This is a genomic window from Dialister sp. UBA1703 (genome assembly GCA_002320515.1).
In the GTDB taxonomy this organism is placed as follows: Bacteria; Bacillota; Negativicutes; order Veillonellales; family Dialisteraceae; genus Dialister.
Genome location: DCJJ01000089.1, coordinates 5,828 through 31,618, shown reverse-complemented (window position 1 = coordinate 31,618; position 25,791 = coordinate 5,828). Strand labels below are relative to the sequence as shown.

The 25,791-nt window shown below is 55.0% G+C and carries 20 protein-coding genes; 15 read left to right on the top strand and 5 right to left on the bottom strand.

The window, feature by feature from the left end; all coding sequences use genetic code 11:
* The first annotated feature begins 377 nt into the window (after window positions 1–377).
* Window positions 378–851 carry an MlaD family protein gene (locus tag B2Y11_RS04545; RefSeq protein WP_291056758.1) on the top strand — a complete coding sequence of 158 codons (474 nt, stop codon included), beginning with the start codon at window positions 378–380 and terminating at the stop codon, window positions 849–851.
* 357 nt (window positions 852–1,208) lie between these two features.
* Here the strand turns inward: B2Y11_RS04545 and B2Y11_RS04540 are convergent, their stop codons facing one another.
* Window positions 1,209–1,799: a nitroreductase family protein gene (locus B2Y11_RS04540; RefSeq protein ID WP_291056756.1), complete on the bottom strand. Its 591-nt coding sequence runs from the start codon at window positions 1,797–1,799 to the stop codon at window positions 1,209–1,211.
* 1,047 nt (window positions 1,800–2,846) lie between these two features.
* Here B2Y11_RS04540 and B2Y11_RS04535 point away from each other — a divergent pair.
* Window positions 2,847–4,937 (top strand): McrB family protein, encoded by a 2,091-nt coding sequence (locus B2Y11_RS04535; RefSeq protein WP_291056754.1) that lies wholly within the window; start codon window positions 2,847–2,849, stop codon window positions 4,935–4,937.
* Window positions 4,921–6,672, top strand: a complete 1,752-nt coding sequence (locus B2Y11_RS04530; RefSeq protein WP_291056752.1) for a DUF2357 domain-containing protein — start codon at window positions 4,921–4,923, stop codon at window positions 6,670–6,672. Before B2Y11_RS04535 ends, B2Y11_RS04530 begins: the two co-directional genes overlap by 17 nt.
* A 537-nt stretch (window positions 6,673–7,209) precedes the next feature.
* On the opposite strand, the gene B2Y11_RS04525 is transcribed toward B2Y11_RS04530, so the two are convergent.
* The gene (locus B2Y11_RS04525) at window positions 7,210–8,871 is read right to left on the bottom strand and encodes an ABC transporter ATP-binding protein (protein ID WP_291056750.1); all 1,662 of its coding nucleotides are present in this window, start codon (window positions 8,869–8,871) and stop codon (window positions 7,210–7,212) included.
* A gap of 5 nt (window positions 8,872–8,876) precedes the next feature.
* A complete protein-coding gene (locus B2Y11_RS04520) occupies window positions 8,877–10,619 on the bottom strand; it encodes an ABC transporter ATP-binding protein (protein WP_291056748.1) in 1,743 nt (580 codons plus the stop codon).
* A gap of 218 nt (window positions 10,620–10,837) precedes the next feature.
* Here B2Y11_RS04520 and bioB (B2Y11_RS04515) point away from each other — a divergent pair, with 218 nt between their 5' ends.
* The 3 genes from bioB (B2Y11_RS04515) (at window position 10,838) to bioB (B2Y11_RS04505) (ending at window position 14,635) form a co-directional block, all read left to right on the top strand.
* The gene (gene bioB / locus B2Y11_RS04515; RefSeq protein WP_008859716.1) at window positions 10,838–11,836 is read left to right on the top strand and encodes a biotin synthase BioB; all 999 of its coding nucleotides are present in this window, start codon (window positions 10,838–10,840) and stop codon (window positions 11,834–11,836) included.
* A 143-nt stretch (window positions 11,837–11,979) separates the two neighbouring features.
* Entirely contained in the window at window positions 11,980–12,981 is a 1,002-nt protein-coding gene (gene bioB, locus B2Y11_RS04510; protein WP_291056745.1) for a biotin synthase BioB, read from the top strand.
* A gap of 703 nt (window positions 12,982–13,684) precedes the next feature.
* Window positions 13,685–14,635: a biotin synthase BioB gene (bioB, locus tag B2Y11_RS04505; protein ID WP_291056743.1), complete on the top strand. Its 951-nt coding sequence runs from the start codon at window positions 13,685–13,687 to the stop codon at window positions 14,633–14,635.
* Window positions 14,636–14,837: 202 nt separating this feature from the next.
* Here bioB (B2Y11_RS04505) and B2Y11_RS04500 read toward each other — a convergent pair whose 3' ends face one another.
* Window positions 14,838–15,713, bottom strand: coding sequence for an AraC family transcriptional regulator (locus tag B2Y11_RS04500; protein WP_291056741.1), 876 nt, complete (start codon window positions 15,711–15,713; stop codon window positions 14,838–14,840).
* A gap of 157 nt (window positions 15,714–15,870) precedes the next feature.
* On the opposite strand from B2Y11_RS04500, the gene B2Y11_RS04495 reads away from it, so the two are divergent.
* The gene (locus B2Y11_RS04495) at window positions 15,871–16,299 is read left to right on the top strand and encodes a Dps family protein (RefSeq protein WP_291056739.1); all 429 of its coding nucleotides are present in this window, start codon (window positions 15,871–15,873) and stop codon (window positions 16,297–16,299) included.
* 304 nt (window positions 16,300–16,603) lie between these two features.
* Here B2Y11_RS04495 and B2Y11_RS04490 read toward each other — a convergent pair whose 3' ends face one another.
* A complete protein-coding gene (locus tag B2Y11_RS04490; RefSeq protein WP_291056737.1) occupies window positions 16,604–16,810 on the bottom strand; it encodes a hypothetical protein in 207 nt (68 codons plus the stop codon).
* Between the two features lie 42 nt (window positions 16,811–16,852).
* Between B2Y11_RS04490 and B2Y11_RS04485 the strand changes: the two genes are divergently transcribed.
* The 8 genes from B2Y11_RS04485 to rsmG all read left to right on the top strand — a co-directional run bounded on the left by B2Y11_RS04485 (window position 16,853) and on the right by rsmG (window position 25,561).
* Window positions 16,853–17,785: an NAD(P)/FAD-dependent oxidoreductase gene (locus B2Y11_RS04485; RefSeq protein ID WP_291056735.1), complete on the top strand. Its 933-nt coding sequence runs from the start codon at window positions 16,853–16,855 to the stop codon at window positions 17,783–17,785.
* A 46-nt stretch (window positions 17,786–17,831) separates the two neighbouring features.
* Complete coding sequence (locus B2Y11_RS04480; RefSeq protein WP_291056733.1) at window positions 17,832–18,059, top strand: glutaredoxin family protein; 228 nt, start codon at window positions 17,832–17,834, stop codon at window positions 18,057–18,059.
* Between the two features lie 63 nt (window positions 18,060–18,122).
* The gene (locus B2Y11_RS04475; RefSeq protein ID WP_291056731.1) at window positions 18,123–18,674 is read left to right on the top strand and encodes a glutathione peroxidase; all 552 of its coding nucleotides are present in this window, start codon (window positions 18,123–18,125) and stop codon (window positions 18,672–18,674) included.
* A 29-nt stretch (window positions 18,675–18,703) separates the two neighbouring features.
* Complete coding sequence (locus B2Y11_RS04470; protein ID WP_291056729.1) at window positions 18,704–19,279, top strand: glutathione peroxidase; 576 nt, start codon at window positions 18,704–18,706, stop codon at window positions 19,277–19,279.
* Between the two features lie 5 nt (window positions 19,280–19,284).
* Entirely contained in the window at window positions 19,285–20,388 is a 1,104-nt protein-coding gene (locus tag B2Y11_RS04465; protein WP_291056727.1) for a cation diffusion facilitator family transporter, read from the top strand.
* Window positions 20,389–20,549: 161 nt separating this feature from the next.
* Window positions 20,550–21,929 (top strand): tRNA uridine-5-carboxymethylaminomethyl(34) synthesis GTPase MnmE, encoded by a 1,380-nt coding sequence (gene mnmE, locus B2Y11_RS04460; RefSeq protein ID WP_291056726.1) that lies wholly within the window; start codon window positions 20,550–20,552, stop codon window positions 21,927–21,929.
* A gap of 632 nt (window positions 21,930–22,561) precedes the next feature.
* Entirely contained in the window at window positions 22,562–24,433 is a 1,872-nt protein-coding gene (gene mnmG, locus B2Y11_RS04455) for a tRNA uridine-5-carboxymethylaminomethyl(34) synthesis enzyme MnmG (protein WP_291056723.1), read from the top strand.
* Between the two features lie 417 nt (window positions 24,434–24,850).
* Window positions 24,851–25,561, top strand: a complete 711-nt coding sequence (rsmG, locus tag B2Y11_RS04450) for a 16S rRNA (guanine(527)-N(7))-methyltransferase RsmG (protein WP_291056720.1) — start codon at window positions 24,851–24,853, stop codon at window positions 25,559–25,561.
* Window positions 25,562–25,791: the final 230 nt, after the last annotated feature.

The window sequence follows — 25,791 nt, the reverse complement described above, 5'->3', positions numbered from 1 at the left end:
CCGAAAATCCAGTGAGTCAGTGACAGCAGTGGATGAAGGAACTCAGTGACCCGCAAAATATCGTGAGTCGGTGATAGCCGTGCTGTAAGGAGTCGGCAGACGACTGAAAATCCAGTGAGTCGTTTCCCCTGTGGGGCAATCCACCACCCTTGGGTCCATAGGGCCCATCAAACTTCAGAACCCTCTGGCCCAGTGGGCCGGTCAATCCGTTGCCCCTTCCTTTTCATAACCCTTCTATACAACCTGCGGCGTCAGCCGCGCCCCCACGTTCGCCCAAAGGGCGAACCTTCTGAACCCTCTGAACCCTCACGCCCTCAGGGCGTGTCCACGAACCTTTTGAACCCGGGCCGCGAAGCGGCCCATGAAGGAGGCATAGAATGAGCCGGGAAACGAAAATCGGTATGGCAGTGTTTATCCTGCTGCTTTTTATCGGCGCTGCCGGTTTATTTCTTGAACCTTCCCGCTGGTTTCATAAAGATACCTATGAGGTGCATGCGGTGTTTGACAATGCCCAGGGCATCAAGGAAAATGCCCATGTGCTCTATGCCGGGGTTTATGTGGGCAATGTCCATAAGATCCATGTGAAGGACGGGCAGGCGGTGCTGGATCTGTATATCCGGAAGAAGACGCAGATTCCTGAGGACGCCCGCTTTACCATTGATACGTCCGGTGTGGTGGGAGATCTGTACGTGAAGATTTCCGGCGGCCGCCCGGGAAGCCGCCTTCTCACCGATGGCATGACGGTGCATGAATATAAAAACGACCGCATGGATGAACTCATGACCAAGGCAGGCCGTCTCATGGATACGGCGAAGAGTATGCAGGAGAGTATAGAGGGGCTTGGGAAATAGGGAAGCAGTGGACTGGTGTACTGGTGGATTAGTGTACTGGTGTACTAGTGTACTGGTGATGTGAACGGCAGCGACAACATAGGCGGCAGGAGATTTCTCGGTTCCGCTTCGCTGCGCTCGAAATGACGGTGGGGCGGAATGGCAGTGGTTCCATGAGTGGCAGGAGATTTCTCGGTTCCGCTCTGCTGCGCTCGAAATGACGGTGGGGCGGAATGGCAGTGGCGACATAGGCAGCGTGAGATTTCTCGGCTCCGCTTCTGGCCATCGAAATGACGGAGGGGCTGGTAAGTGGTGGCGCCATATGGAACGGGACATTAAAAAAGCACGGCCGTGGGGCCGTGCTTTTTTTGTATTTGATTACAGTCTGACTTCGATGACGTCGTCTTCGCTTTTTCTTGCCAGGGGGCAGGGGTTGTGGTTGGGGTAGCCGAAGGACATGGCCATCACCATTTCTCCTTCGCCCAGCCATTCGTGGAGTTCTTCGTAGGCGAAGAAGATGTTGCCGATCCAAAGGCTTCCGATGCCCATGGAGGTGGCCTGGAGGGCCATGTTTTCTGCAGCGGCGCCGATGGCCTGTACGTCGGAAAGTTCATGGATTTTTTCTGCGGTGGTCCAGTTGTCGGTGAGGGGACGGCCGTTGGGGTTTACTACAAATACCAGTACCGGAGCCTGCTGCATGCACTGCAGGGTGAAGCGGGCGTTGGTGTAGAGCTCCGGGGCACCGGCCAGGACGCCTTCGCCTTTTTCGGATCTTTCAATGCCCTTTTCCATGAGGGCAAGGGCGGTCTTCTTGCTTTCCCCCTTCACCACGATGAATTTCCAGGGCTGGCGGTTCTTGGCAGAGGGACCCCACATGCCGGCGCGGAGGATTTCACGCATGTCTACTTTGGAAATGTCCCGGTCTTTAAAGAAACGGACGCTTCTTCTTTTGAAAATCAGGTTGTACATAGTATTTCCACCTTTCCTTGTATTTTGATTTCAGATTACGCTTTTTTTATTATACACCGTTTCAGGTGGTTCGTGGGGGAAAATCGTAGGGCATATGGGAATGTGGGACGGCTGTCCGCTATCCGCTGACCGATGGCTGTGGGGCGCGGGACTGTACGCCCGAAAGAGGTTATAGGCGTCAGGCATCAGACATCAGACGGTCAGACAGTCAGACTTCAGACTTCAGCTGCCCCGTTCTTTCGTCATTTCGACGGTCGGAAGCGGAGTGGAGAAATCTCCCCGCTGAATCGGGTGGCTGCTGATTGTTTCATGTGCTTCCCGCCGACTGGTAGTTACCGGCAGAGGAGACACTATCGGCGCTTACGGAGATTCTTCGCTTTTGCTCAGAATGACTTGTCCGGCAGGCCCCCTTTTGTGGCTGACTAATCGCAAGGCAGCATTCTGCGGGGGGATTTCTCGGCTCTGTTTCACTGGCTCCATGAAACAATGTGATTCATACCGACATATACCACCGCTCGAAATGACGGGGGAGCCATAGTGGCACAAATGCAAGCCCTGTAACGCTGATTTTATATTGCGCCCATAGGGCACCTCCACAACCCTCGCCCGCAAAGCGGGCGTCAAACTTCAGAACCCTCCGGCCCAGCGGGCCGGTCAATCCGCTGCCCCTTCCTTTTCACAACCTTTCTACACAACCCTTCTATACAACCTGCGGCGCAGCCGCGCCCCTTGCGCACCGCGGCCCCTATATCCTATAGAACCCTTTCTTCTCTTATGTTAAAATAGAAGAAAGCTTGAAAAGGGTTATTTTCGGCTGTGCCGCAAGGCATTTTAGGGGTCTTACAGATCTCAGGAATAGGCATCATCTGTCTATTTCGCAGGGGAAGCGGTGCTTCCTTGTTTCATGGGAGGGTGTTCCTCTCTTTTGATACGAAAGGGTTTTCGTACAGGATTTTAGGGCGGCTGTGTGATGGACGACGGGGATGAAAGGGATTTCATCGATGCAGGGTGTCCGGCGCGGTTTCCCTGGAAAGAAGGAAATTGCATATGGGAAGTTATAATTCAAATTATGGGAATTCCGATAGTTTTTTTGCGCTTCGGCAGGCGGACGGCAAGGTGCTGGGGCGGGTGCGTCCCGGGGTGAAGCTGTCTACGCCGCAGCCGGGGATGAAGGACTATCGTTTTTTTGTGGATGCTCTGTCGCCGCTGCCCAAGGGGTTTGAGGATTCGGAGAAGCACGGGTTTACGGGGTTTATGAGCCGCATTGGCTGCGGGTACAATGCCTTTGCCAATGAGGCGGACGCTCTCCATTATCTGGAGACTGTTTTCGGCGATGCCTTTGTCACCTTTACGCCGGCTATCCGGAATAACAAGTTTTTCGTGCTGGATGATATGCAGCTGGAGGGAACCACCGCTTTCATGGATGTGGATCACAACTTTTATCCCATCCCTGCGTTCGGCACGGTGGATCAGCCGCCCTTCGGCGGGGACATTAACAAGTTCTGCAGCCATATCCTCACCGGGAAGCCGCTGCCGGGACTGTCGAAGAAGTATTGGAACAACGATGTGCAGCCCCGGGTGATTGTGGCGGCTACGAAGAATTTCGAGGGCAGGCTTGGCCCCTGGGTGGTGTTTGCACCGCTCTACGATGATGCCTTCGATTCCACGGTTATCGGGGAAGGAGGAGCCTATTTCCATGTGAAGAATAAGGGGCCCCTGGGCTACGGCGTGGTGGATTTCAAAAATTCGGAGCTCTTTTCCCATATCCTCCGCTGCACCCATTCCCCTCTGTGGTTCGTGCCGCAGGAGTTCATCCCCGATTTCAGACTGAACCTGAAGCCCGTGCCGGCGGACGGCGACCTTCTGGCGGACAGCGGGGTACTGGTGAATCCTTTCGCCGGGGAGGACAGCGTAACCATCGACAGCGATGACCACACGGAAAGGCTCTACACCGAGGAAGATGTGGAGCGGATCATTCACTCCCTTACGTCGAAGGGGGAAATCAAACCGGTGGACGACGAGGAGGAGGAAATCCTTTCGGAGGAGAAGGAAAAACCTATGGAAGAGGTGGATTTCCTGGGCCGCCTTTTGGAGGAGGCGGACTGCTCCGGCCTTCTCTATGAGAAGGAGGATCTCATCAATTTCCATATTTCCCTGAAATCATCCCGCCTCACCATTCTGGCAGGCATGAGCGGCACCGGCAAATCGGGGCTGGTCCGTCTCTACGGCCGGGCGCTGGGGTTGCTGGAGGATCATGTGCGCTTCCTGGCGGTACGGCCTTCCTGGATGGATGACGGTGACATCCTTGGCTATGTGGATATGAAGAACATGGTGTACCGCAGCGCCGACACAGGTCTCGCCGAGCTTCTCATCGACGCAGCCCGCCATCCGGAGGATATGTTCCTCATCTGCTTCGATGAAATGAACCTGGCCCGGGCGGAGCACTATTTCGCCCAGTTCATTTCGGTGCTGGAAAAGGAAGAAAATCCGGTCATCCGCCTGTACAACCCCGCCCTTCGGAGCAAGCTCTACAACGGCGACGCTTATCCGGCGGAAATCCCCATCGGCAGGAATGTGCTTTTCACAGGCACAGTGAATGTGGACGAATCCACCTACCATTTCTCCGACAAGATTCTTGACCGGGCCAATGTGATTACCCTCCACCAGGGCCGTTTCCACGACCTCCTTTCCCTGGGAAAAACGGAAAAGACCGATTTCCCGGAACTTCCGGCGCCCCTTTTCGAAAGTTTCTGCGTCCGTGACGGCCTGGGCCTGACGGAAGAGGAACTGAACCTTCTGGACGGCCTGAACGACGCTTTCCATAAGAGCGGCATGCAGTGCGGCATCGGCTTCCGTATCGCCCGGCAGATGGGCCGCTACTTGGAAAACATTCCGGACGGTCTCTCCCTCACCAGAAGCGACGGCCTGGACGCCCAGGTGGTGCAGCGCATCTTCACCAAAATCCGGGGCTCCTCCCAGCAGCTGGCATCCCTGGTGTCCACCAATGACAAAGGCGAGGTCACCGGATCCCTGCTGGAGGTGCTGAACCGGTTCAACAGCCTGTCCCCCTTCACTTCGGCCCGCGGGGTGCTGGAAGAAAAAGCCAGGGAGCTGAAACTCTATGATTACACCATCTAAGCTCCCCTTTACCCTCACCTTTTCCGGCGGCTGGGACAAGGGCGTCCGCTATTTCAACCGTTTCACCGAAGACCCGTCGGAACTGGGGGAGGAAGTGAAGCCGGGCCTCACCTTTACGGAAAACCAGGACATTTATGTGCGCTTTGAAGCGCCCCGGGGCTTCCGCTTCACCATGGACGGCCTGGACGTGGTTACCCTGCCGGGACAGGAAAGGGAAAACGGGCAGACCTACATCACCCCTGCCCACCGGCCGGGGGAGGCCATCCTCCTCTTCGAAGGCCAGGACTTCCCCCTGGTGCCGGGATACTACGTGCTCACGGTGGAGGGAAACGGGAAAAGCTGGTACGGCCTCATGGAAATCAAACCGAAGTACATGGGGAAACAGAGCTGGCAGGACATGCGGGACGAACTGGCTGATGAAATCAGGACACTGTCCTTCGATTTCATGAAGCGGAACATCCATATTTCCAAAGCCCTGGAAGGGGTCCTGGGCCTTTCCCCCTCCATGCTTCTCCGCTTCTATACCATCAGCGACGAATCGCCGGTGGTGATGAACGTGCTGGACGAGCTGTCCCACACCGCCAACGCCCGCATAGTGCTGAAGCTGAAGCAGATCCGGCGGGAAGAAGGAAGGCGGCCGGATCCCCACATCCGGCCCCAGCACGTAAAAGAAAGGCCGGGGGCGCCCCGTATGCCGGCGCTGCGCACGGAAATCACCAGGGACGTGGCGGAAAACCGTTTCGCCAAGTCCATCCTTCTGGCCCTGGACCGGATCCTCCAGCAGTTCCTGGATGAAATCGAAGGCCCCGTGAAGCGGCTGGAGGAAAAGCAGGAGAAACTGAAGAAATACACCTGGGGCCTGGAATACAAGACAGGAGAAAACGCCCTCTCCCGCCTCCGCCTCTACCGCCAGCGTGCCCGCCGCATACGGAGCGGCATCGGAAGAGTCACCCTGGCGCCCTGGTTTGAAGAAGCCCGGGCAGACAGATTGAGCGAAGTGCCTATGACCGTGGTCATGGACCCCCGGTACAGCGTGCTGTACCGCCTTTATAAAAACCTCTCCCGCCCTGCCCAGAGCCTTGACGTATCCAATTTCTACCAGTTCCAGTGGAAACGGACGGACAAACTCTATGAACTCTGGAGCTTCCTCCAGTTCATCAAGGCCCTGACCGCCAGGGGATGGGAACTGGAAGAAGGCATTACCGTCATCAAGGAAGAAGGACGGTACCGCCTTTCCTCCCTGGAATCGGGCACGGAAATCAAGCTGAAAAGGGACGGCGAAGAAGTGCACCTCATCTACGACGGCATCCTTCCTGCCTCCTCCTCAGACACCGACAGGAAGGACCATCCCCTCTACACCAATAACCCCCACCGCCAGCCGGACCTCCGCCTGGACTACTATAAAGGAGGCCTCTACTACGGCTCCCTGGTGGCGGACTTCAAATACCGGGACATCCTCTTCCTCTGGCAGGACGAAACAAGAAGCGCCAGCCTGCGCCGCCAGTTCAACGCCTACCGGGACATGAACACCCGCTTCTACAGAGACTGCGACGAAATCACCTCCCTCCGGGACAGCCGCCCTGTCAAAGAAGTGTGGGCCGTATTCCCCAGAGAAATCCCGGGGAAAAGCGACGAAGACTACAGCCTCCGCTTCATCCCCCTGGCGCCGGGCCTTACCGGCAACCACCGCCTGGCGGAAGAACTGGAAAATTACCTCACCTCCCTTAGCGAATAAAAAAAGGCTGTGAAGAAAGGGCAATCCTTTCTTCACAGCCTTTTTTCGTGGGGAAAAGAGGGGGCGCGGCTGGCGCCGCGGGTTGTGTAGAAGGGTTGTGGAAAAGGGTTGTGGAAAAGGGTTCTTAGGATGGACCGGCCTGACGGCCGGAGGGTTCTTAAGTTTGACGGCCCTTCGGGCCGAGGGTTGTGGTATCGCCCTATGGGGCGATGAGCATGAAGTCAGCGTTACGGGATTAACTTTCTGTGTCATATGGCATGATACGCATTCTGGTGATTGGCTCACTGCGCTCGCCACCCACCCCTGAATGGGGGTGGGCAAGTAACAGGGAGGAGAGAAACGCATTCTTTAAAATCTGCGGCGAAGCCGCCACCACCCCCCTCGCGCCGAAGGCGCGTCAAACTTAAGAACCTTAAGAACCCTTTCCCCCTTTGGTACTGCGTACCACCTTCCCCCCCGCAGGCGGTGGGACAATCACAGAGGGACGAAGTCCCGTCAACCCTCACACCAGAGGCGTGCCCAAAAGACACAGTTCAATTATGGCCTCCCTTCCCCTCTTCCTTCTCCTATACAGAGCACCGGTCCCTGGCAGGCCTTTCCCAGACGATGGGAAATGGAGAGTACCGTGCGGTGGCTGGAGGCCCGGGACAGGGCGTCCATCACTTTCTGCTCTGTCAGAGAATCCAGATGGGCATTCATTTCATCCAGAAGGAGGAGGGGCGGCTGGAATACCAGGGCCCGGGCAATGGAAAGGAGCTGTTTTTCTCCTTCTGAAAAAAGGCTGTCCTGGAAAGGGGTATCCAGTTTTTGGGGAAGGGCCATCACTGTTTCGTACAGCCCGGAAATCCTGAGGGCTGATGCGGTCATGGTGTCAGTGATGCGCATATCGCCCAAAGTGATCTGGTCTCTCACGGTGCCATCAATTATGGGGAAGGACTGGCTCACGATGCCGAAGATCTTTCTTCGTTCTTTGGGAGAAATGGCAGCGGGATTCATGCCGAAGAGGGCAATGGTACCGCTGTCAGGCAGATAGAGGCCGGTAATGAGTTTGAAGAGGGTGCTTTTCCCGCTGCCCGTGCGGCCGGTGAGAGTCAGATGGCAGCCGGATTCCAGGGTGAGGCTGAAATCTTTGAAAAGGGGATGGCCTTTTTCATAGGCAAAGGAAAGATGGCTGATACGGAGGGGCAGGTCATTCTTCTTTCCCTTCTCTTTCGGCAGGGCCATTTCCTCCTCTTCCATAAATTCCCGGATCCGGTGGACGCCGGCCATGGCGGACTGGATATTTTCTATTTCCATGCCCAGGCTTTCCAAGGGGGAGAAGATTTTTCCCACATAGGCGATGAGGGCAGCGGCGGTGCCGGCGGTCATGCCGAAAAGGTTGGCTCCCTCCGGGCTTACGGAGAGAATGGCCATGAGGGATATGAGAAGGGCGCTGGTGGTAAGGATGATGGGAGAGTAAATGGAATCGTAGAAGTTTGTCTTTTCCATGGACTGAAAGCTCCTGGTAATGGCGGCGGCATATTTTTTCTTCATGAAATTTTCACAGGAAAGGAGGCGGATGGTGCGGATATTGCGGCAGGTTTCGGGAATGAGCTCATTGGTGGAGGCAATGGCTTTCCTGTTTTCTATCTGGGCAGTCAGCATGTGATGCTGGAAGGTCCGGGTGAGAAGAAAGAGAAAGGGAAGGGCTGCAAGGAGCAGCAGGAATAGGCCGAAGCTCAGCCAGTATACGGCAGCCAGTATGGAAAAGAGGCGGCAGCTGTCTACGGCCATGCTGATAATGCCGGAGTCGAAGAGGTCTTCCAGGGTGTCCACATCATTGACGAAAAGGGAGGCAGTGCTGCCTTCACCGCGGCCGGTAAAGAAGGCGGCAGGAAGGCGGCTCAGCTTGGCTGCCATGGCTTGCCGTATCCTTTTGGTGACGGACTGGCCGAACATGGTAATCAGCGTTTCCCTTATTCCCTCTGACAGGCCGCTAAGGGCGGTGAGAATAAAGTACAGCAGGCCCCAGAAGAGAAGGAGGGAGCTCTCTGCTTTTCCAGCGGTCAGGGCATCAATGGCTCTCTGCAGTACCAGCGGCGGAAGGATGCTGAGAAAGAGGGAAAGGAAAATGGTTCCTGAAAGGGCTGCAGTCAGCGCCGGGCGGGCGGTGAAAGAGGAAGCAGTGATTTCTTTCAGGCCCGAAGTGGGATGGTCCATGGGGGTTACCTCCTTTCCTCGCAATGACTTTCATGCATCTCTGTGGTTTGCAGAGCCCAGAGCCGGCGGTAGTCTTCATTTTCCGCCAGCAGTTTTTCATGGGTAGATGTGGTGACTTTTCCGTCCTTTCCTATCCACAGGACCTGGCTGGTTTTAGGGAAGGTGCGGAGACGGTGGGAAATGAGTAGGATGATGGAATCCCTGCACAGGGCATGGATGCGGTCAAAGAGCTGGTCTTCCGTTTCCCTGTCTACCGACGCGAAGGGGTCATCCAGGATGAGGAGGGGGCGGCGGTGGTAGAGAAGGCGGGCAATCATGACCCGGGCCTGCTGGCCGCCGGAAAGGCGGATGCCTCCTTCTCCGATTACTGTTTTTACACCCTGGGGAAAGGCGGCGGCTTCTTCGGCAAGGCAGGCACCCCACAGCGCTTCGTCCAGATTTCCTTTTTTCCCAAGCCCTATATTATCTTCCAGGGAGGCATTGAAGAGCTCCATGGAATGGCCCATATAGCCTATGAGAGACAGGGGGGATATGTCCCGGCCCAGCTCCTTTTTGCCCCAGGTAATCGACCCTTCATGGGGAGATTCCATGAGGAAAAGGCGGCCCAGGGTGGACTTGCCGGAGGCGGTGCCTCCGGTAATGCCTATGATGTCCGAGGGGGCGGCGGAAAAGGTGCAGTCCTGAATGACAGCATGGCTGGCGCCGGGGTAGGTAAAGGATACATGGCTCACGGTGAGGCGGTCCGGCCTGGCAGCCGGCAGGGCCGTCTCCGAAAGAGGCGTTAGAAAATCACGGATGCGGTGCCAGGAAACGTCCGCTTTCTGCAGGGCATTGAAAAGGTGGGCCGCATGGGAGGATTTCACCGCCAGCCTTGTAAAGCAGGCAAGGTATGCGGCAAAGGCGGCAATGTTCCAGTCTTCCCAGCCCTGGCCCATCACATTGTTCCCGCCCAGCCAGAGAATGAGGAGAGACCCGGTCATGGCAATGACCCGGTAGAGCGGTTCCATGCTGTTTTCCCAAAGACCCTGGCGGATCCGCCGCTTTTCATAATCGGTGAGCCGGCGGCGGTAGCGCTCATCGGCTGCCGCTTCTTCTCCATAGAGACGGTAGGTCAGGGCATGGCGCAGCCGGTCCATGGTGCCCTGGGCCAGGCGCTCCGCTGATTCCTTTGCCTGGCGGCCGGCGCTGGTGACCGGTTTCTTCAGCCTGTCTGCCAGAAGGTAGGCGGCCGGAGGGAAAAGAAGCACCAGAAAGGTGAGGCGCCAGTCGTAGTAGAAGAGAAAGGCGCTGTAAGCGAGAAGGGCTACGCCGGTATCGAAGAGTTCCGTCGTAAATTTCCGCATGCCTTCGGCGCAGGCTTCTACATCGGAAATGACCCGGGTCATCCAGCGGGCGCCCTGGCCCTCAAGGTCCTGCCGATTTTCCTGAAGGAGCCTGGTATAGATCGTTTCCTTCATGGACAGTATGGTGTTGTTGGCAAAACGGCGCACATAGAGGCGTTTCACATACCGCATGGCCTGTACGAAAAGGACGGTGAAAAAGTAGGAAAGGGCAAGGAATACCAGGGAAGAAGGCTGGCGGGTCCCTTCCAAAATGTCTGCCAGGTACTGGGATATGTGCCCTTCAAACCAGGGGACTGCGACGAGGCCCAGGTTGTAAAGGATGCCGCTTAAGGCCGTCATGGCCAGTATCTTTTTCTCCTTTAGAAAATAGTAGGACACCCTGTTGGTTTCTCTTTTTCCTGCCATGGCCCAGACCTCCTTTCCCTGTCTTTTCTTTATTATAGAATAAGGCGGACGGCAGGAAGATAAAGAAATATTAAAAAGCGGCACCAGAGCAATTATGTCAACATATTGTCAACTACTATAAATAACAGGATTGACAGATTTGATTGTTTATTTTATACTTAACCACAAGGTAACAATTTGAAACGCAGGCGCTCCGATTGTGAAAGGAAGTTTTCATTATGGACAGTGCTTGTGCAGAAATTATCAAATTGGCTGAAAAAGTCATGGATGGCGGTGAGATTACAGAAGAAGAAGCAAAGAAATTAATCCGTACCAAAGATGAGGATACCATGCTGCTCCTGGCTATGGCGGATAAAATCCGCCAGAAATTCAATGGCAATGCCGTGGATTTCTGTGCCATCATCAATGCCAGAAGCGGCCACTGTCAGGAGAACTGCAAGTTCTGCGCCCAGTCGGGCTGGTACCATACCGGTGCCAAAGTATACCGGCTCCTTCCGGAAGATGAAATTCTGGAAGCGGCGAAGAAAGCCAAGGCAGCCGGCGCTGTCCGTTTCTCCCTGGTCACCAGCGGACGAAACCAGGACAATCCCAATGAGTTTGAGGAAATCATCGATATTGTGAAGAAAATTCGTGAGCAGGTAGGCATCGAAGTGTGCTGCTCCCTGGGACTCATTACCAAAGAGCAGGCCATCCGCCTGAAGGAAGCAGGCATCACGAGAATCCACTGCAACATCGAAACAGCACCTTCCTATTTCCCGGAAGTGTGCTCCACCCACAGCATGGAAGATAAGGAAGTCATCATCCGCACCGCCCAGGAGGCGGGCATCCGGGTATGCTCCGGCGGCATCATCGGCCTGGGCGAATCCCTGGACCAGCGGGTGGAAATGGCCTTCAAACTGAAATCCATGCACATCGATTCCATCCCCATGAACATTCTGAATCCGGTGAAAGGCACGCCTTTCTATACGAACCGCCGCCTGCCGCCGCTGGAAGTGCTCCGCACCTTCGCCATGTTCCGCTTCGTTCTGCCGAAGGCGCTCATCCGCACCGCCGGCGGCCGGGAAGTGAACCTCCGCAGTCTGCAGGCCTATGCTTTGACCGGCGGCCTGAACGGCATTATGGTGGGAGGCTACCTTACCACCGGCGGACGGGATCCGAAGGAGGATATCCGGATGACCGAAGATCTGGGACGCTCCATGACCCAGCCTCAGCTTTGATTTCATATACAATTTCATACAGATAGAAGTATTCCGCACCATTGTGAAACACGAATATTTCTATTACGTTTGCACGTAAGGTTTTATCAAGGCAGTACCCTGCTATCTGACAGCAGGTGATTTTATAAAAGGAGTGGTTTGCAATGGAAAGCAGCTGTGAACAGATTTTGAAATGGACTGAAAAAGTTTTGGACGGCGGAGAACTGACCGAAGAAGAGGCCAGAGCCCTGATCCGCACCAGGGATGAAGATACCATGCTTCTCCTGGCCTGCGCCGACAAGATCCGCCAGAAATTCTCCGGCCGGGGCGTGGATCTCTGCGCTATCATCAACGCAAGGAGCGGCTCCTGCCAGGAGGACTGCAAATTCTGTGCACAGTCTGCCCGTTACAATACAGGTGTAAAAACCTATAAATTCCTTCCGGAAGAAGAGGTCATTGAAGCGGCTAAGAGAGCGAAAAAAGCCGGAGCAGCCCGTTTCGATATTGTTACTGCAGGCCGTGACCAGAGAAATCCGAAGGACTTTGCGGAAATTCTCGACTTAATCCGTCGTATCCGCAAGGAAGTAGGCATCGAAGTATGCTGCTCCCTCGGATTCCTCACCCAGGAACAGGCTTACCAGCTGAAAGAAGCCGGTATCAGCCGCCTGCACTGCAATATCGAGTCAGCTCCTTCCTTCTTCAAGGAAGTGTGCACCACCCATACAGCGGAGGAAAAGGCGGAGAACGTAGCCCGTGCTCAGAAAGCAGGCATCCGCGTCTGCTGCGGCGGCATTATCGGTCTTGGCGAATCCCTGGACCAGCGGGTGGAAATGGCATTCCATCTGAAGGAAATGCATATTGACGCCGTGCCGCTGAACGTACTGAATCCTATCCCCGGTACCCCCTTTGAGCACAACAAGCGCCTTTCTCCCCTTGAAATCCTCCGCTCTTTTGCTATGTTCCGCTTCGTCCTCCCCAAGGCCCAGATCCGCACCGCCGGCGGACGGCAGATCAACCTCCGGAGCCTCCAGTCCATGGCCCTGGCCGGCGGCATGAACGGCGTCATGATCGGTAACTACCTCACCAGCAAGGGAAGCGATCCCCAGGATGATATTGCCATGCTCCACGATCTGGGGAGAACACAGACAGCGCCGAATTTGAACTGAGACAGTGTGCTAGTGTGCTAGTGTGCTAGTGATCTAGTGAGTTAGTGAGATAGTGGGCTGGTGGGACGGCTGTCCGCTGTCCCCCCCCTTCCCGCCTCCCACCGGTCATTCTGAGCGCAGCGAAGAATCTCGGTAAGAATAGTAAGTGAGGGGGAATCGGTAAATACCAGTCGGCGGGAAGACATCAGATAATCAGACGGCAGACGTTAGAAGGCTGTATTCCCGAACGCAAGGGGGTTCAGGCGCCTTACGGCGCCCAGGTTCAAGGTGCTGTCGGGGCAAGCCCCTTAGCACCTCAGGTTCGGCCCGGAATCGGCTCCGCCTTCCGGGCTGGTTCAGAGGGGAGTTATAAAGTACCACTGTATTGGCGGGGTACGGCGCCTCCGGCGCCAGCTTATTTATTGCGCCCGAAGGGCGCTACCACCACCCTTTGAACCTTCTGAACCCTCACGCCGAAGGCGTGTCCCAAGGGCGCCACCACCACCCTCTGAACCCTTCGAACCCTGGCCGCTAAGCGGCCTATATATTGCGGCGTCAGCCGCCGCCATAACCCTCAGCGGCACAGCCGCTGTCAAACTTAAGAACCCTCTGGCCCTGAAGGGGCCGGTCAAACTTTAGAACCTTTTGCGCTCAAGGAGCGCAGACATGGGAAGAAGTGAAACATAGCCATATGGATGAAAACGTAAAATATATTGAAGACTGTATGAATAAAATCCTTGGAGGCACCGATATCACCAGGGAGGAAGCAGGAAAGCTCAATGAAGCGGGAAAGAAGGAGCCCCTCTTCCTGATGGCGGCAGCCGACAAGATTCGAAAAACCTTCTGCGGAGACAAGATGCGTTTCTGCAGCGATGTGAATGCCAGAAGCGGCCGATGCACGGAAAACTGCAGATTCTGCGCCCAGTCAGGCTGGTACCATACCGGCGTAAAGGAATATCCTTTACGGAGCCCGGAAGACCTGCTTCATGAAGCAAAGCAGGCAGAAGCCTACGGCGCGGAACGGTTCGGCATCGTCACCAGCGGGCGGGGGCAGAGCGACCCTGTGCAGTTTGCCTCCATTGTGAAGGCAGTGAAGCTCATTACGAAAGAGACGAAACTCTCTGTCTGCTGCTCTCTGGGCCTTTTAACCGATGACCAGCTGAAACAGCTCAAAGAAGCGGGCTGCCAGCGCATTCACTGCAATCTGGAAACGGCGCAGCACTATTTCCCCCATATCTGCACCACCCACACCTACGAAGAAAAGGAAGACCACATCCGCCGCATCCAGAAGGCGGGCCTCGAAGTCTGCTCCGGCGGCATTATGGGTCTGGGTGAAACGGATGAAGACCGCATCGACATGGCCTTCGCCCTCAGGAGCCACCACGTTACCAGCGTGCCCCTCAATATTTTCAGCCCCATTCCCGGCACTCCCTCCGGCAAAAACAAACCGCCGAAACCGGTGGAAGTGCTCCGCATATTTGCCCTCTACCGCTTCATCCTGCCCCATGCCATTATGCGCGTCTGCGCCGGCAGGGAAACGGCCCTCCGGGACCTCCAGGCCTTTGCCCTGGCAGCGGGCTTAAACGGCGCCATGATTGGCGGCTACCTTACCATCGCCGGCCGTCCCCCGGAAAAGGATAAGCAGATGGCCCTGGATTTGGGAAGGACACTTTGAAATCATAATATATAAAAAGGGGCTGTGAAAAAATGTAAATCATTTTTTCACAGCCCCTTTTTGTATGGCGATACAAGGGAATGCAGGAAAGAGGGGAGTTCTATTCGTCCCATTTCCTGCATGGTGTAGGATTTCAGGAATAAAAGCAGTCAGTAAATGAATCGGCGCTTCCCCAGCACTCTGTCATATGGGGCAGAGGCATTTACCCTGCCCGGTGGGAGGCGCGGAATTCCCTGGGGGTCATGTGGAAGGTGCGGCTGAAGAGTTTGGTAAAGTAGCTCTGGCTGGAGAACCCGCAGGCATAGGCAATATCCTGGATGGAGGTGTCCTGGTATTCCAGAAGGGTGCGGCTCACGCCCAGCCGGTAGCCGTTCACATAATCGATGGGTGAGGAGTCCATGTAGGTTTTGAAAATGGAGCAGCACTTGCTGCGGGACACCTTTCCGGCGGCGGCAATGTCGTCCAGTGTGATTTTTTCCCCGTAGCGGCTGCGGATGTAGTCGGCCATATCCTTCAGGACCTGTCGGTCTGAAGGGGAGGCGAGGGGGCCCTTCTTTTTTTCCGGCGGAAAGAGGAGGCACAGCCGGTAAAGGAGGAGATGGAGAAGGGCGATGACCTTGAGCCGCCCCAGAAGCCCTTTTTCATGGCTTCCCTTTTCCATATCCTGGAGCAGGGAGGAAAGGGCTCCGTCCCTGTCGCGGGAAGCGGGAATATAAAGGAAATCGGACTGCCTGTTTTCCAGGAAGGGACGGATGAGGCGGCATTGGATTTCCCTGTCCGCCGTCATTACCTCCTCGTTCACCAGCACCCGGATGAGGGTGGTGCCCGGCGGCTCCGGCCCGTTTTTGTGGATAACCCCGGGGAAGAGGAAGAGGGTGTCTCCTTCATGGAGGGGGATGACCCTTTCATTGACCTGGAAATCAAGGGAGCCGGCGAGCAGGGTAATGCATTCCGCCTCTTCATGCCAGTGGGTGAGGGAGGATGTGTTTTCTTCCCCCTTCTCCTTTCCTGCATAGAGTGTCTTCATTTTCGCATTGCCGGCAGCAGGGGTGCCGGGGATGAGCGCATAGGATTTCATAATTCACCTCAATTGATACGATTGTTATAAAAGTGGATATGATTTTGCTATTTTTATTTCATTTCTGACGATATAATTATATCAGAAATCGAGATAAACAGATACGGTTTCTGAAATAAAAAATCAAATTCAATTTTTAATACAAGGAGGAATTATCATGGAAAGATTACTGAACAAACTGCTGGCGGACCTGGTTGTGGAGTACCACAAACTGCAGAGCTATCACTGGTACCTGAAAGGATATCATTTCTTCGATGATCATCCGAAACTGGAAAGCTACTATGACATGATTGCCGGCATGGTGGACGGCGTGGCAGAGGATATGTTGAAGCTCTCCCTCAAGCCTGAATCCACACTGAAAGGCTTCCTGGCTCTCACCGCTGTGGAAGAAGCGGAAAACAAGGAACTCACCTCGGAAGAAGCATTTGCTTCCGTACTGAAGGACTTCGAACTTCTCCGGGACGATGTGCTGGATGTGAAGAAAGCGGCTGATGAAGCAGGGGACTACCTCACCAGCGCCCTCATGGACGACTACATCGAAAGCTTCTACAAAGAAATCTGGATGCTTCGCCAGGTTCTGAAATAAGACAGATAAAAAAGAGGGGTGCGCCCCTCTTTTTTTATAACCGGCAGGCAAAAAAGGCTTTGAAGAAATGATTCCGTTTTCTTCAAAGCCTTTTTGCGTATGACATGGTTCTTTCCGCGCAGGCCATGGCCTGCTGCGGTGGAAATGACAGTGAGGTGGAGTGGCAGCGGTGTCATTTCTGCATTTTTTCACAGCCCCCCTTTTTTGGGCTGCTCTGCGACTGGCAGCAAAAAACACCCTGCCCTTCGGACAGGATGTCTTTATATGGAAAGAATAAGGGAAGTCCCTTTCTCCCCTATGAAAATCAGTCCTTCCCCAGGGCGTCGATAATGCGGTAGAGCTGTTTCCTTAAGGTATCCACTTTTTCCGGCGTAAACAAGTCGCCCTTTTTGGCAAGGCGGCAGGCCAGGGCCTGGGGGATGGCCTTTGCCTTTTCCCGAAGGGCCATGCCTTCTTTCGTAATGGTGACGGTCACCACCCGTTCATCCTCCGGCAGGCGGCTGCGCTTCACATAGAAGAACAGAAACACCAATCAATGAAAGGAGACAGGTGGATGGCCAAAATCAGAAGTCATAAAGACGTAATCATTATCGGGGCCGGCATGGCGGGCCTCACCGCAGCCCTCTATGCGGGGCGGATGAATCTGTCCGTGCTGGTCCTGGAAAACGGGATCATCGGAGGACAGATCGCTAATGCCACAGGCATTGAAAACTATCCCGGCTTCCTGGAAGTGTCGGGCAGCGACCTCATGGGCACTGTGCAGAAGCAGGCGGAAAAATTCGACGCTGAAATCGACGAATTTGACACCATTCAGAAGGTGAGCCTCAAGGGCAGCTCCCAAATCGTGGAAACGGAAGAGCATATGTATGACACCCAGGCGGTAATCATCGCATCCGGCATGAACCGGCGGCGCCTTCCTCTTCCCGAGGAACGCAGGTATGCCGGAAAGGGCGTACACTACTGTGAGCTCTGCGACGGACACCGGTATGAAGGCAAGACCATTGCCGTAGTAGGCGGAGGCAATGCGGCAGTGGACGCAGCCAATTTCCTTACCCGCTATGCGGACCGGCTGTACCTCATTCACCGCTCCCAGCTGCGGGCGGATGAGGTATCCCAGGCAGCTCTTCGGGCCAACCCCAAGGTGAAAATCCTTCTGGAAATGGAAGTGATTGCCCTTCATGGGGAAGGCTGGCTTTCTTCCGTAGACCTGATCCACAAAGATACTGGAAAAACGGAAAATCTGGCAGTGGACGGCGTCTTCGTCAATATCGGCGTAGAACCCAATACCGCCTTCTTTGAAGGGGAGATTTCCCTGGAAGAGGGAAGGATTCCGGCGGGAGAAGACTGCAGGACTGAAATCCTCGGCGTCTTTGTCGCAGGGGATGTGCGGAAAAAGGAAATCCGCCAGCTCACCACCGCTGCAGCCGACGGCACCACCGCTGCCCTGCTGGCCGGACAGTATCTCGAAAAACTGGGAAGGAATTGATTTCATAAGTATTTGATATAGTCATTGATATAAAGGAGAAAAAAACATGGTTAAAGTATATTCCATCAACGAATGCCCCTGGTGCGAAAAGGTCAAGAAATACCTGAAGAGCAGAAATGTGGATTTCGAAGTCCACAACATTGAAGAAAACAAAGCAGACCGGGATGCCTGCTACAAGCTCACCGGCGACACCATGGTGCCCATCACCACAGTGAACGATAAGGACTATGTCCTTGGCTTCGACAAGGCAGGCATTGACGCCCTGCTCCGGTAAGGCAGCATATTCATTATTTCCCATACATTTCAATAAGTAATATAATAGAAAAGGGGAATTCCCATGAACGTATATGATTTCAAAGCAAAAACAAGCAGAGGCGAGGAAAAATCCCTGGCTGACTACAAGGGCAAGGTGCTCATTATCGTAAATACCGCCAGCAAGTGCGGATTCACTCCCCAGTTCAAGGAACTGCAGGATCTGTACATGAAGTATAAAGACAGGGGTCTGGAAATCCTGGGCTTCCCCTGCGACCAGTTTGCCCACCAGGAACCGGGCAGCAACCAGGAAGTACAGGAATTCTGCCGCCTGAACTACGGCGTCACCTTCCAGATTTTCGAAAAGGGAGACGTACGGGGAGACAATGCACAGCCCCTCTTCAAATACCTCACGGAAGCACAGAAATTCAAGGGCTTTGATCCCGACTCCCCCAGCACGGAAATGCTGACCAATGCACTGAAGAGCCATTTCCCGGAATACCTGGAAGGGGACTCCATTAAGTGGAACTTCACCAAATTCCTGGTAAACCGCGAAGGCCAGCCGGTGGACCGCTTCGAACCGACGGCGTCCCCCGTTTCCATGGAAGCGGAAATCGAAAAGCTGCTGGCAGAATAAGAAGCAGCCGGGGACACAAGGAGGTACTTATGAGTATTTATGATTTCAAGCTGGAGGATAACCAGGGCAGAACCGTGGCCCTGGAAGAATTCCGGGGAAAGATGCTTCTCATCGTCAATACAGCCACCCACTGCGGGTTCACGTCCCAGTACCGGGCGCTGGAAGAACTGTACCAGGCCTTCCGGAAGAAGGGGCTGGAAATTCTGGACATTCCCTGCAACCAGTTTCTGGGGCAGGCGCCGGAAGACGATGCGGGCATAGAAAAGTTCTGCTCCCTGAAATATCACACCACCTTCCCCCGCATGAAAAAGGCGAATGTGAACGGGCCCCATGAACTTCCCCTCTATACCTATTTGAAATCGGAAAAAGGCTTCCAAGGCTTCGGAAAAGGGGCCAAGGCTCTGGGCATGAGCCTTTTCCTCCGCCAGCGGGACTGGCATTATAAGGAAAACCCCGATATTAAGTGGAATTTCACCAAATTTCTGGTAGACCGTGAAGGTCATGTGGTAGAACGGTTTGAACCGACGGAATCTATGGACAAGGTGGCACGGGTAGTGCACCCGGTATATCGAACAGCCATAAGGATGGAAAGGGCAGACAGGTGACAGAGATGAACAGGAACAGAGAAATCGTGAAGGTGAGTATTCAGGGAGCGGCGGCCAATGTATTTCTGGCAGCAGTGAAGGCAGGAGCCGGGCTCATGGCCAACTCCATTGCGGTAGTGCTGGACGGACTGAATAACCTGTCCGATGCCTTTTCCTCCCTGGTGACCATCGCAGGCACCCTCCTGGCCGGCCGGGCGCCGGACAGGGAGCACCCCTACGGATTTGGACGGATCGAATACTTCACCTCCGCCATCATCGCCGTCATCGTGCTTCTGGCAGGGGCAGGGGCCTTCAAGGAGTCCCTGGAAAAGGTGATGGAACCGCCGGACACCCACTACTCCATGCTCACCCTCGGTATCATCGTGGCAGGCATTCTGGTGAAGCTGGTACTGGGGAAGTATGTAATCCATCAGGGCCGTCGGCTGAAGTCCCAGGCCCTCACCGCCTCCGGCACCGACGCCCTCTCCGACGCCATTCTCTCCAGCGCCACCCTGGTGTCCGCCATCCTCAATCTGGTCTTCGGCTGGAACCTGGAAGGCATACTGGGCCTCATCATTTCCGTCTTCATCCTGAAAGCGGGCTATGAAATCCTGAAGGACACCCTGGACCACCTCATCGGCCTTCGCATTGACGACAGCCTGTCCCATGAAATCAAGAGCAGAGTCACCTCCTTCCCAGGCGTCCTGGGGGCCTACGACCTGGAAGTCCATAACTACGGCCCTGCCAGGAACAGCGGCTCCGTCCACATCGAAGTGGCAGATGCCATGACCGCCAGGGACATCCAGATATTGACAAGAAAAATCATGCGTACCGTGCTGGATGAATTCGGCGTATTCCTCACCATCGGCATTTATGCATCCAATAAAGATACGGAAACCGCCCGGAACATGAGACGGAGCCTTCGGATGATAATGAAGGACTATCCCCATATCCTGCAGATTCACGGCTTCTATGTGGATGAAAAAGAACATTTCACCAACTTCGACCTTGTCTTCAGCTTTGATGAAAAGGACAGGGACGGAGTGTGCCGTGAAATAGAGAAAAAGATGAAGGCAAAATATCCGGACTACGATTTCCTGGCCTATGTAGACCTGGACTACTCCTCCTGATGAAAAAAGGCGCAGAAGAAATATCAACCATTTCTTCCGGGCCTTTTTTATTGTCCCATTCGCCGCCTGTGCCATACAGATGGAAAGCCCCATGACATTGATGGCGGACTCTGATACAATAGATATATAAATTTCAATCTATTTTCCTTAAGGAGTTCCATATGTACGAAGAAACAACCATTGCAGCCATAGCCACCGCCCCCGGCGAAGGGGGCATAGGCATCCTGCGTATCAGCGGCATGAATGCCGTTTCCGTGGCGGATGCCCTGTTTCATACGAAAAAAATCAAAAGTTTTGCAGAGGCCCTGCCCTACCATATGTACTTCGGCCACGTGAAAAAAGGGGAGAAGAAGGTGGATGAAGGGCTGGCGGTGTACATGAAGGCACCCCATTCCTACACCGGCGAAGACGTGGTAGAAATCCAGATTCACGGTTCCACCGAAGCCCTCCGGGAGACATTGGAGCTGGCTTTGGAAAACGGCGCCCTCCCTGCCAGCCGCGGCGAATTTACGAAAAGAGCCTTTCTGAACGGCCGGCTGGATCTCTCCCAGGCGGAGGCGGTGATGGATATTATCGAAGCCAAAGGCTCCGCCGCCCTGTCCCAGGCGGAAAGCCACCTCTCCGGCGCCCTCTTCCGCTTCGTAAAGGAAGGACGGGACAAGCTCACCGACCTGATTACCAAACTGGAAGTCACCATCGACTACCCGGAAGAAGACCTGGAAGACCTCACCAATGAAGAAATCGGCGAAGGCCTGTCAGATATTGAAAAAAGCCTTGCCTCCCTGCTGAAACGGTCGGAAGAAGGACGCATCATCAAAGACGGCCTCCGCACCGCCATTGTAGGAAAGCCTAATGCCGGAAAATCCAGCCTCCTTAACGCCCTTCTCCAGGAAGACCGGGCCATCGTCACCGACATCCCCGGCACCACCAGGGACACCATCGAAGAATCCATCAAAATCGGCGGCGTCCCCCTGGTGCTCATGGATACCGCCGGCCTTCGGGAAACCGACAACAAAGTGGAAAAAATCGGCATCGAAAGGGCCAGGAAATCCATGGAACAGGCAGACCTGGTGCTGGCCGTCATCGACGGCTCCCATCCTCTGGAAAAGGAAGACCGGGAGCTCCTTTCCTCCCTGCAGGGAAGAAAATCCATGGTCATCCTTAATAAATACGACCTTCCCCAGGAAGTGGACACAGAAGAAATCAAGACCCTTTCAGGAGATGCGCCGGTGGTATCCCTCTCCGCCCGCTACGGCAGCGGCATGGAAGAACTGGAAGAAGCCCTCCGCCGCCTTACCGAAACCCAGGACCGGGACGCAGGAAGACAGCTCTTCCTCACCAACCTCCGCCATGTGGACCTGGTGAAAAAAGCACTGGAAGCCGTCCGCCGGGCACAGCAGTCCCTGGAAGACAATATGCCCGCCGACTGCATTACCGTAGATCTGGTGGAAGCTTGGAACCGCATGGGCGAAATCACCGGCGACACAGTGGATAACGAACTGATTAATAAGATTTTCGAACGGTTCTGCGTGGGGAAATAGTGGGCTGGTGAGACAGTGGGACAGTTGTCGGCTGTCGGCTATCGGCTGTCAGCTGTTCGCCGGTGGAAAGCGTAGAGAGGCCTATTCTTCCCCCTGAATAGGGGTGGCAAGCGAACTTGGTTCGTAGGGGAGCGAAGCGACCTGAGAACCAAGTGAGACGCTTTCCTGTGGAGAAGTCCGGCGGCGCCGGATAGGGGGTGGCGACCATAGGTCGCCAATTCCCGCCGACTGGTATTTATCGGTAGATGAGACACTATCGGCATGTACAAAGATTCTTCGCTTACGCTCAGAATGACTGTGACGGAGGGAAGATAAGCACGTAATGCAGGCTCCTTCCTTTGCGAAGCAAAGGCATCGCCCGACAGGGCGATACCACCACCCTCGAGCCCTATGGGCCCGTCAAACCTGAGAACCCTCCGGCCAACGGCCGGTCAAACCTGAGAACCTTTTACACAACCTTTCTACACAACCTGCGGCGCAGCCGCGCCCCCTTTGCGTTTGGGGATACTCAGGCATCCTATTGACGCCGTGCCCCCTTTTAAACTACTGCCATATTTTATATAATAAAGTATCGGCTTGTTATATTAAGGAAGCAGCCTCTGGCTGCTTTTTATTGAAGAAAGAAGGAAACCATGTATCTTATTGATACGTATGATGTAATCGTGGTAGGCGCAGGCCACGCGGGCTGCGAGGCGGCCCTGGCATCGGCCCGGCTGGGCTGCAAAACCCTCCTTACCACCATTTCCCTGGAAAACGTGGCCATGATGCCCTGCAATCCTGCCATCGGCGGCCCCGGCAAAAGCCATCTGGTGAAGGAAATCGACGCTCTGGGCGGAGAAATGGGCATTGCAGCGGACAAGACCGCCATCCAGATGCGTATGCTGAACCTGGGGAAAGGGCCGGCGGTGTACGCCCTCCGCGCCCAGTCCGACAAGAATGCCTATCACCGCTACATGAAGCAGGTGGTGGAAAACACGGACAACCTGGACCTGAAGCAGGTGCAGGTGATGGATATTATTGTAGAAGACGGAAAATGCGTGGGCATTACCACGGAACTTCATGAAGAATACCGGGCAAAAGCGGTGATCCTCTGCACCGGCACCTATCTGGACAGCGAAATCATTATCGGTGAAACCATGTATTCCGGCGGCCCCAACGGCATGCGCCCCTCGGTGGGACTGTCCGAAAACCTGCGAAAACACGGCATTGACATCCTCCGTTTCAAAACCGGCACCCCCAGCCGCGTAGATATCCGGAGCCTCCATCTGGATCATATGCAGCTAGAGGAAGGAGACCCGCAGAACCATGCCTTCTCCTTCATGGATGAAAGAGAAGACAGGAACCAGAGAAACTGCTGGCTCACCTATACCAATGAAACCACCCACTCCATTATCAGGGAAAATCTCATGCGTGCCCCCAAGTACGCCGGCCTCATCCACGGCGTAGGCGCCCGCTACTGCCCTTCCATTGAAGACAAGGTAGTCCGTTTCCCCGACAAGAAACGGCACCAGCTCTTCATCGAACCGGAAGGCCTTGACACCAATGAAATGTACGTCCAGGGCATGTCTACGTCCATGCCCATTGATGTGCAGTACGCCTTCCTCCGCACCATTCCGGGACTGGAGGACGTGAAAGTCATGCGTCCCGCCTACGCCATTGAATACGACCTGCTGGATCCCCTGCAGCTTTATCCCACCCTGGAAGTGAAGAAACTCCCCGGCCTTTACTCCGCCGGCCAGTCCAACGGCACCTCCGGCTACGAGGAAGCCGCCGCCCAGGGCCTTATGGCAGGCATTAACGCCGCCCTTAAAATCAAGGGAAAAGACCCCTTCATCCTGGGCCGCCATGAAGCCTATACCGGTGCCCTCATTGACGATCTGGTCACCAAGGGCACCAACGAACCCTACCGCATGATGACCAGCCGCAGCGAATACAGGCTCATCCTCCGGCAGGATAATGCGGACCTGCGACTCACCCAGAAGGGCTACGATATCGGCCTGGTAACAGAAGACCGGTACCAGCATTTCCTGGAAAGAAAGAGAAAATTTGAAGAAGCCATGGCCTACATCCGCACCAAGCGCTTCACCCCCAAGGCGGAAATGAATGCCGCCCTGGAAAGCATAGGCTCCGCGCCCCTTACCACCGGCATGGGGGCCGACAAGATCCTGAAGCGTCCGGAAATGACCTACCGGAAAATGGTGGATGTCCTGGGCTGCCCGGTCTTTGACCCTGAAGCGGTGGAAGAAATGGAAATCACCGTGAAGTACGAAGGCTACATTGCCCGCCAGGAAGCGGCGGTGAAGAAAGCGGCCCGCATGGAAAGCGAAAAAATGCCAAAGGACATAGACTATCTCCATCTGGAAGGGATTTCCATCGAAGCCCGGCAGAAACTGGACAAAATCCGTCCCCTCTCCCTGGGCCAGGCCTCCCGCATCTCCGGCGTCTCTCCGGCGGACATGTCCGTGCTCATGGTGTACGTCAAGAGAATGAAGGCGGCGAAATAGGGGGGCAGTGTCACCGGCGGCGGGAAACTGTATTCCCGAAAGCAAAGCGGGTTCAGAGGGTTCAGGGCACTGTCGAGGCTATTGCCTCTCAGTGCCCCGGTTCGGCCCGGGAAGGGCTTCGCCTTCCGGGCTGGTTCAAAGGGGAGTTATGTAATATCGCTGCCGCTGGGGAGGCAGGGCGCCTGCGGCGCCAGTATAAATGCCGCTAGAGGCGACTGTCAAACCTAAGAACCCTCCGGCCGACAGGCCGATCAAACCTGGGAACCTTTTTACACAACCCTTTTACACAACCCTTTTATACAACCTGCGGCGCAGCCGCGCCCCCCTTTATATATCCATCCTTTCTTCCCACAGGGAAAATAGGGGAAGAAGGACCATTTCATCACATATTTCTTTTTGGAAGGAGAAAAGAAAAAGATGACAGCCTGCGAAATGATGGAGGCCCTGGGCCTTCCGGCCAATGAGGAGGCCGCAAGAAAGCTGACTGAGTACAATGCCATGGTCATTGCCATGAGCGGTAAAGTGAATCTCACCGGCATTAAGGACGTAGAGGAAAGTCTGATCAAGAATGTGTACGATTCACTCACCGTATATGATGAAAAATATTTCCCGGAAAAGGGAAGGGTGCTGGACCTTGGCACCGGCGCCGGCTTCCCCGGCGTGCCCCTGGCCATCCTGCGCCCGGATATGCAGTTCCTTCTGGTGGACTCCATCCGGAAAAAACTGGCCTTCATCGAAGGCGCCTGCGCCGATCTGGGCATCAAAAACGTGAAATGCCTCCACATCCGAGCGGAAGAAGGGGGACGGCGCAAAAAGACCAGGGAATCCTTCGACGTAGTCACCGCCCGGGCGGTCAAAGCCATGCCCGTTATCTCCGAATGGGCCCTTCCCTTCGTGGCAGTAGGCGGCGTTTTTGCGGCCATGAAAGGGCCGGGAGCCGATGAGGAAATGAAAACCGCAGGGAAAATCCTCCGCGAACTTCACGGCGCCCTGGAAGAGAAAAAAGAACTCACCCTTCCGGGAGGAGACCGCCGCACCATCCTCTACATCCGTAAAACCGCCCCCTGCCCCAAGACCTACCCAAGAAAAGTGGGCATTGCAGAGAAAAAACCGGTGCTGGGGGAATAGGGGCTGGTGAGATAGTGGGATAGTGTACTAGTGTGCTAGTGGGACAGTGAGATAGTGGGACAGTTGTCCGCTATCCGCTGACCGCTTACCGCGGGACACTATGGGCGCTGGGCAGTGTGCCACATGACGCTAAGAAAAAGCATAGAGAGGTTTATTCTGTCCCCTGAATAGGGGAAAGTCCGGCGCAGCCGGATAAGGGGTGGCTGTGGAGGTCCTGCATAGGACCTCCA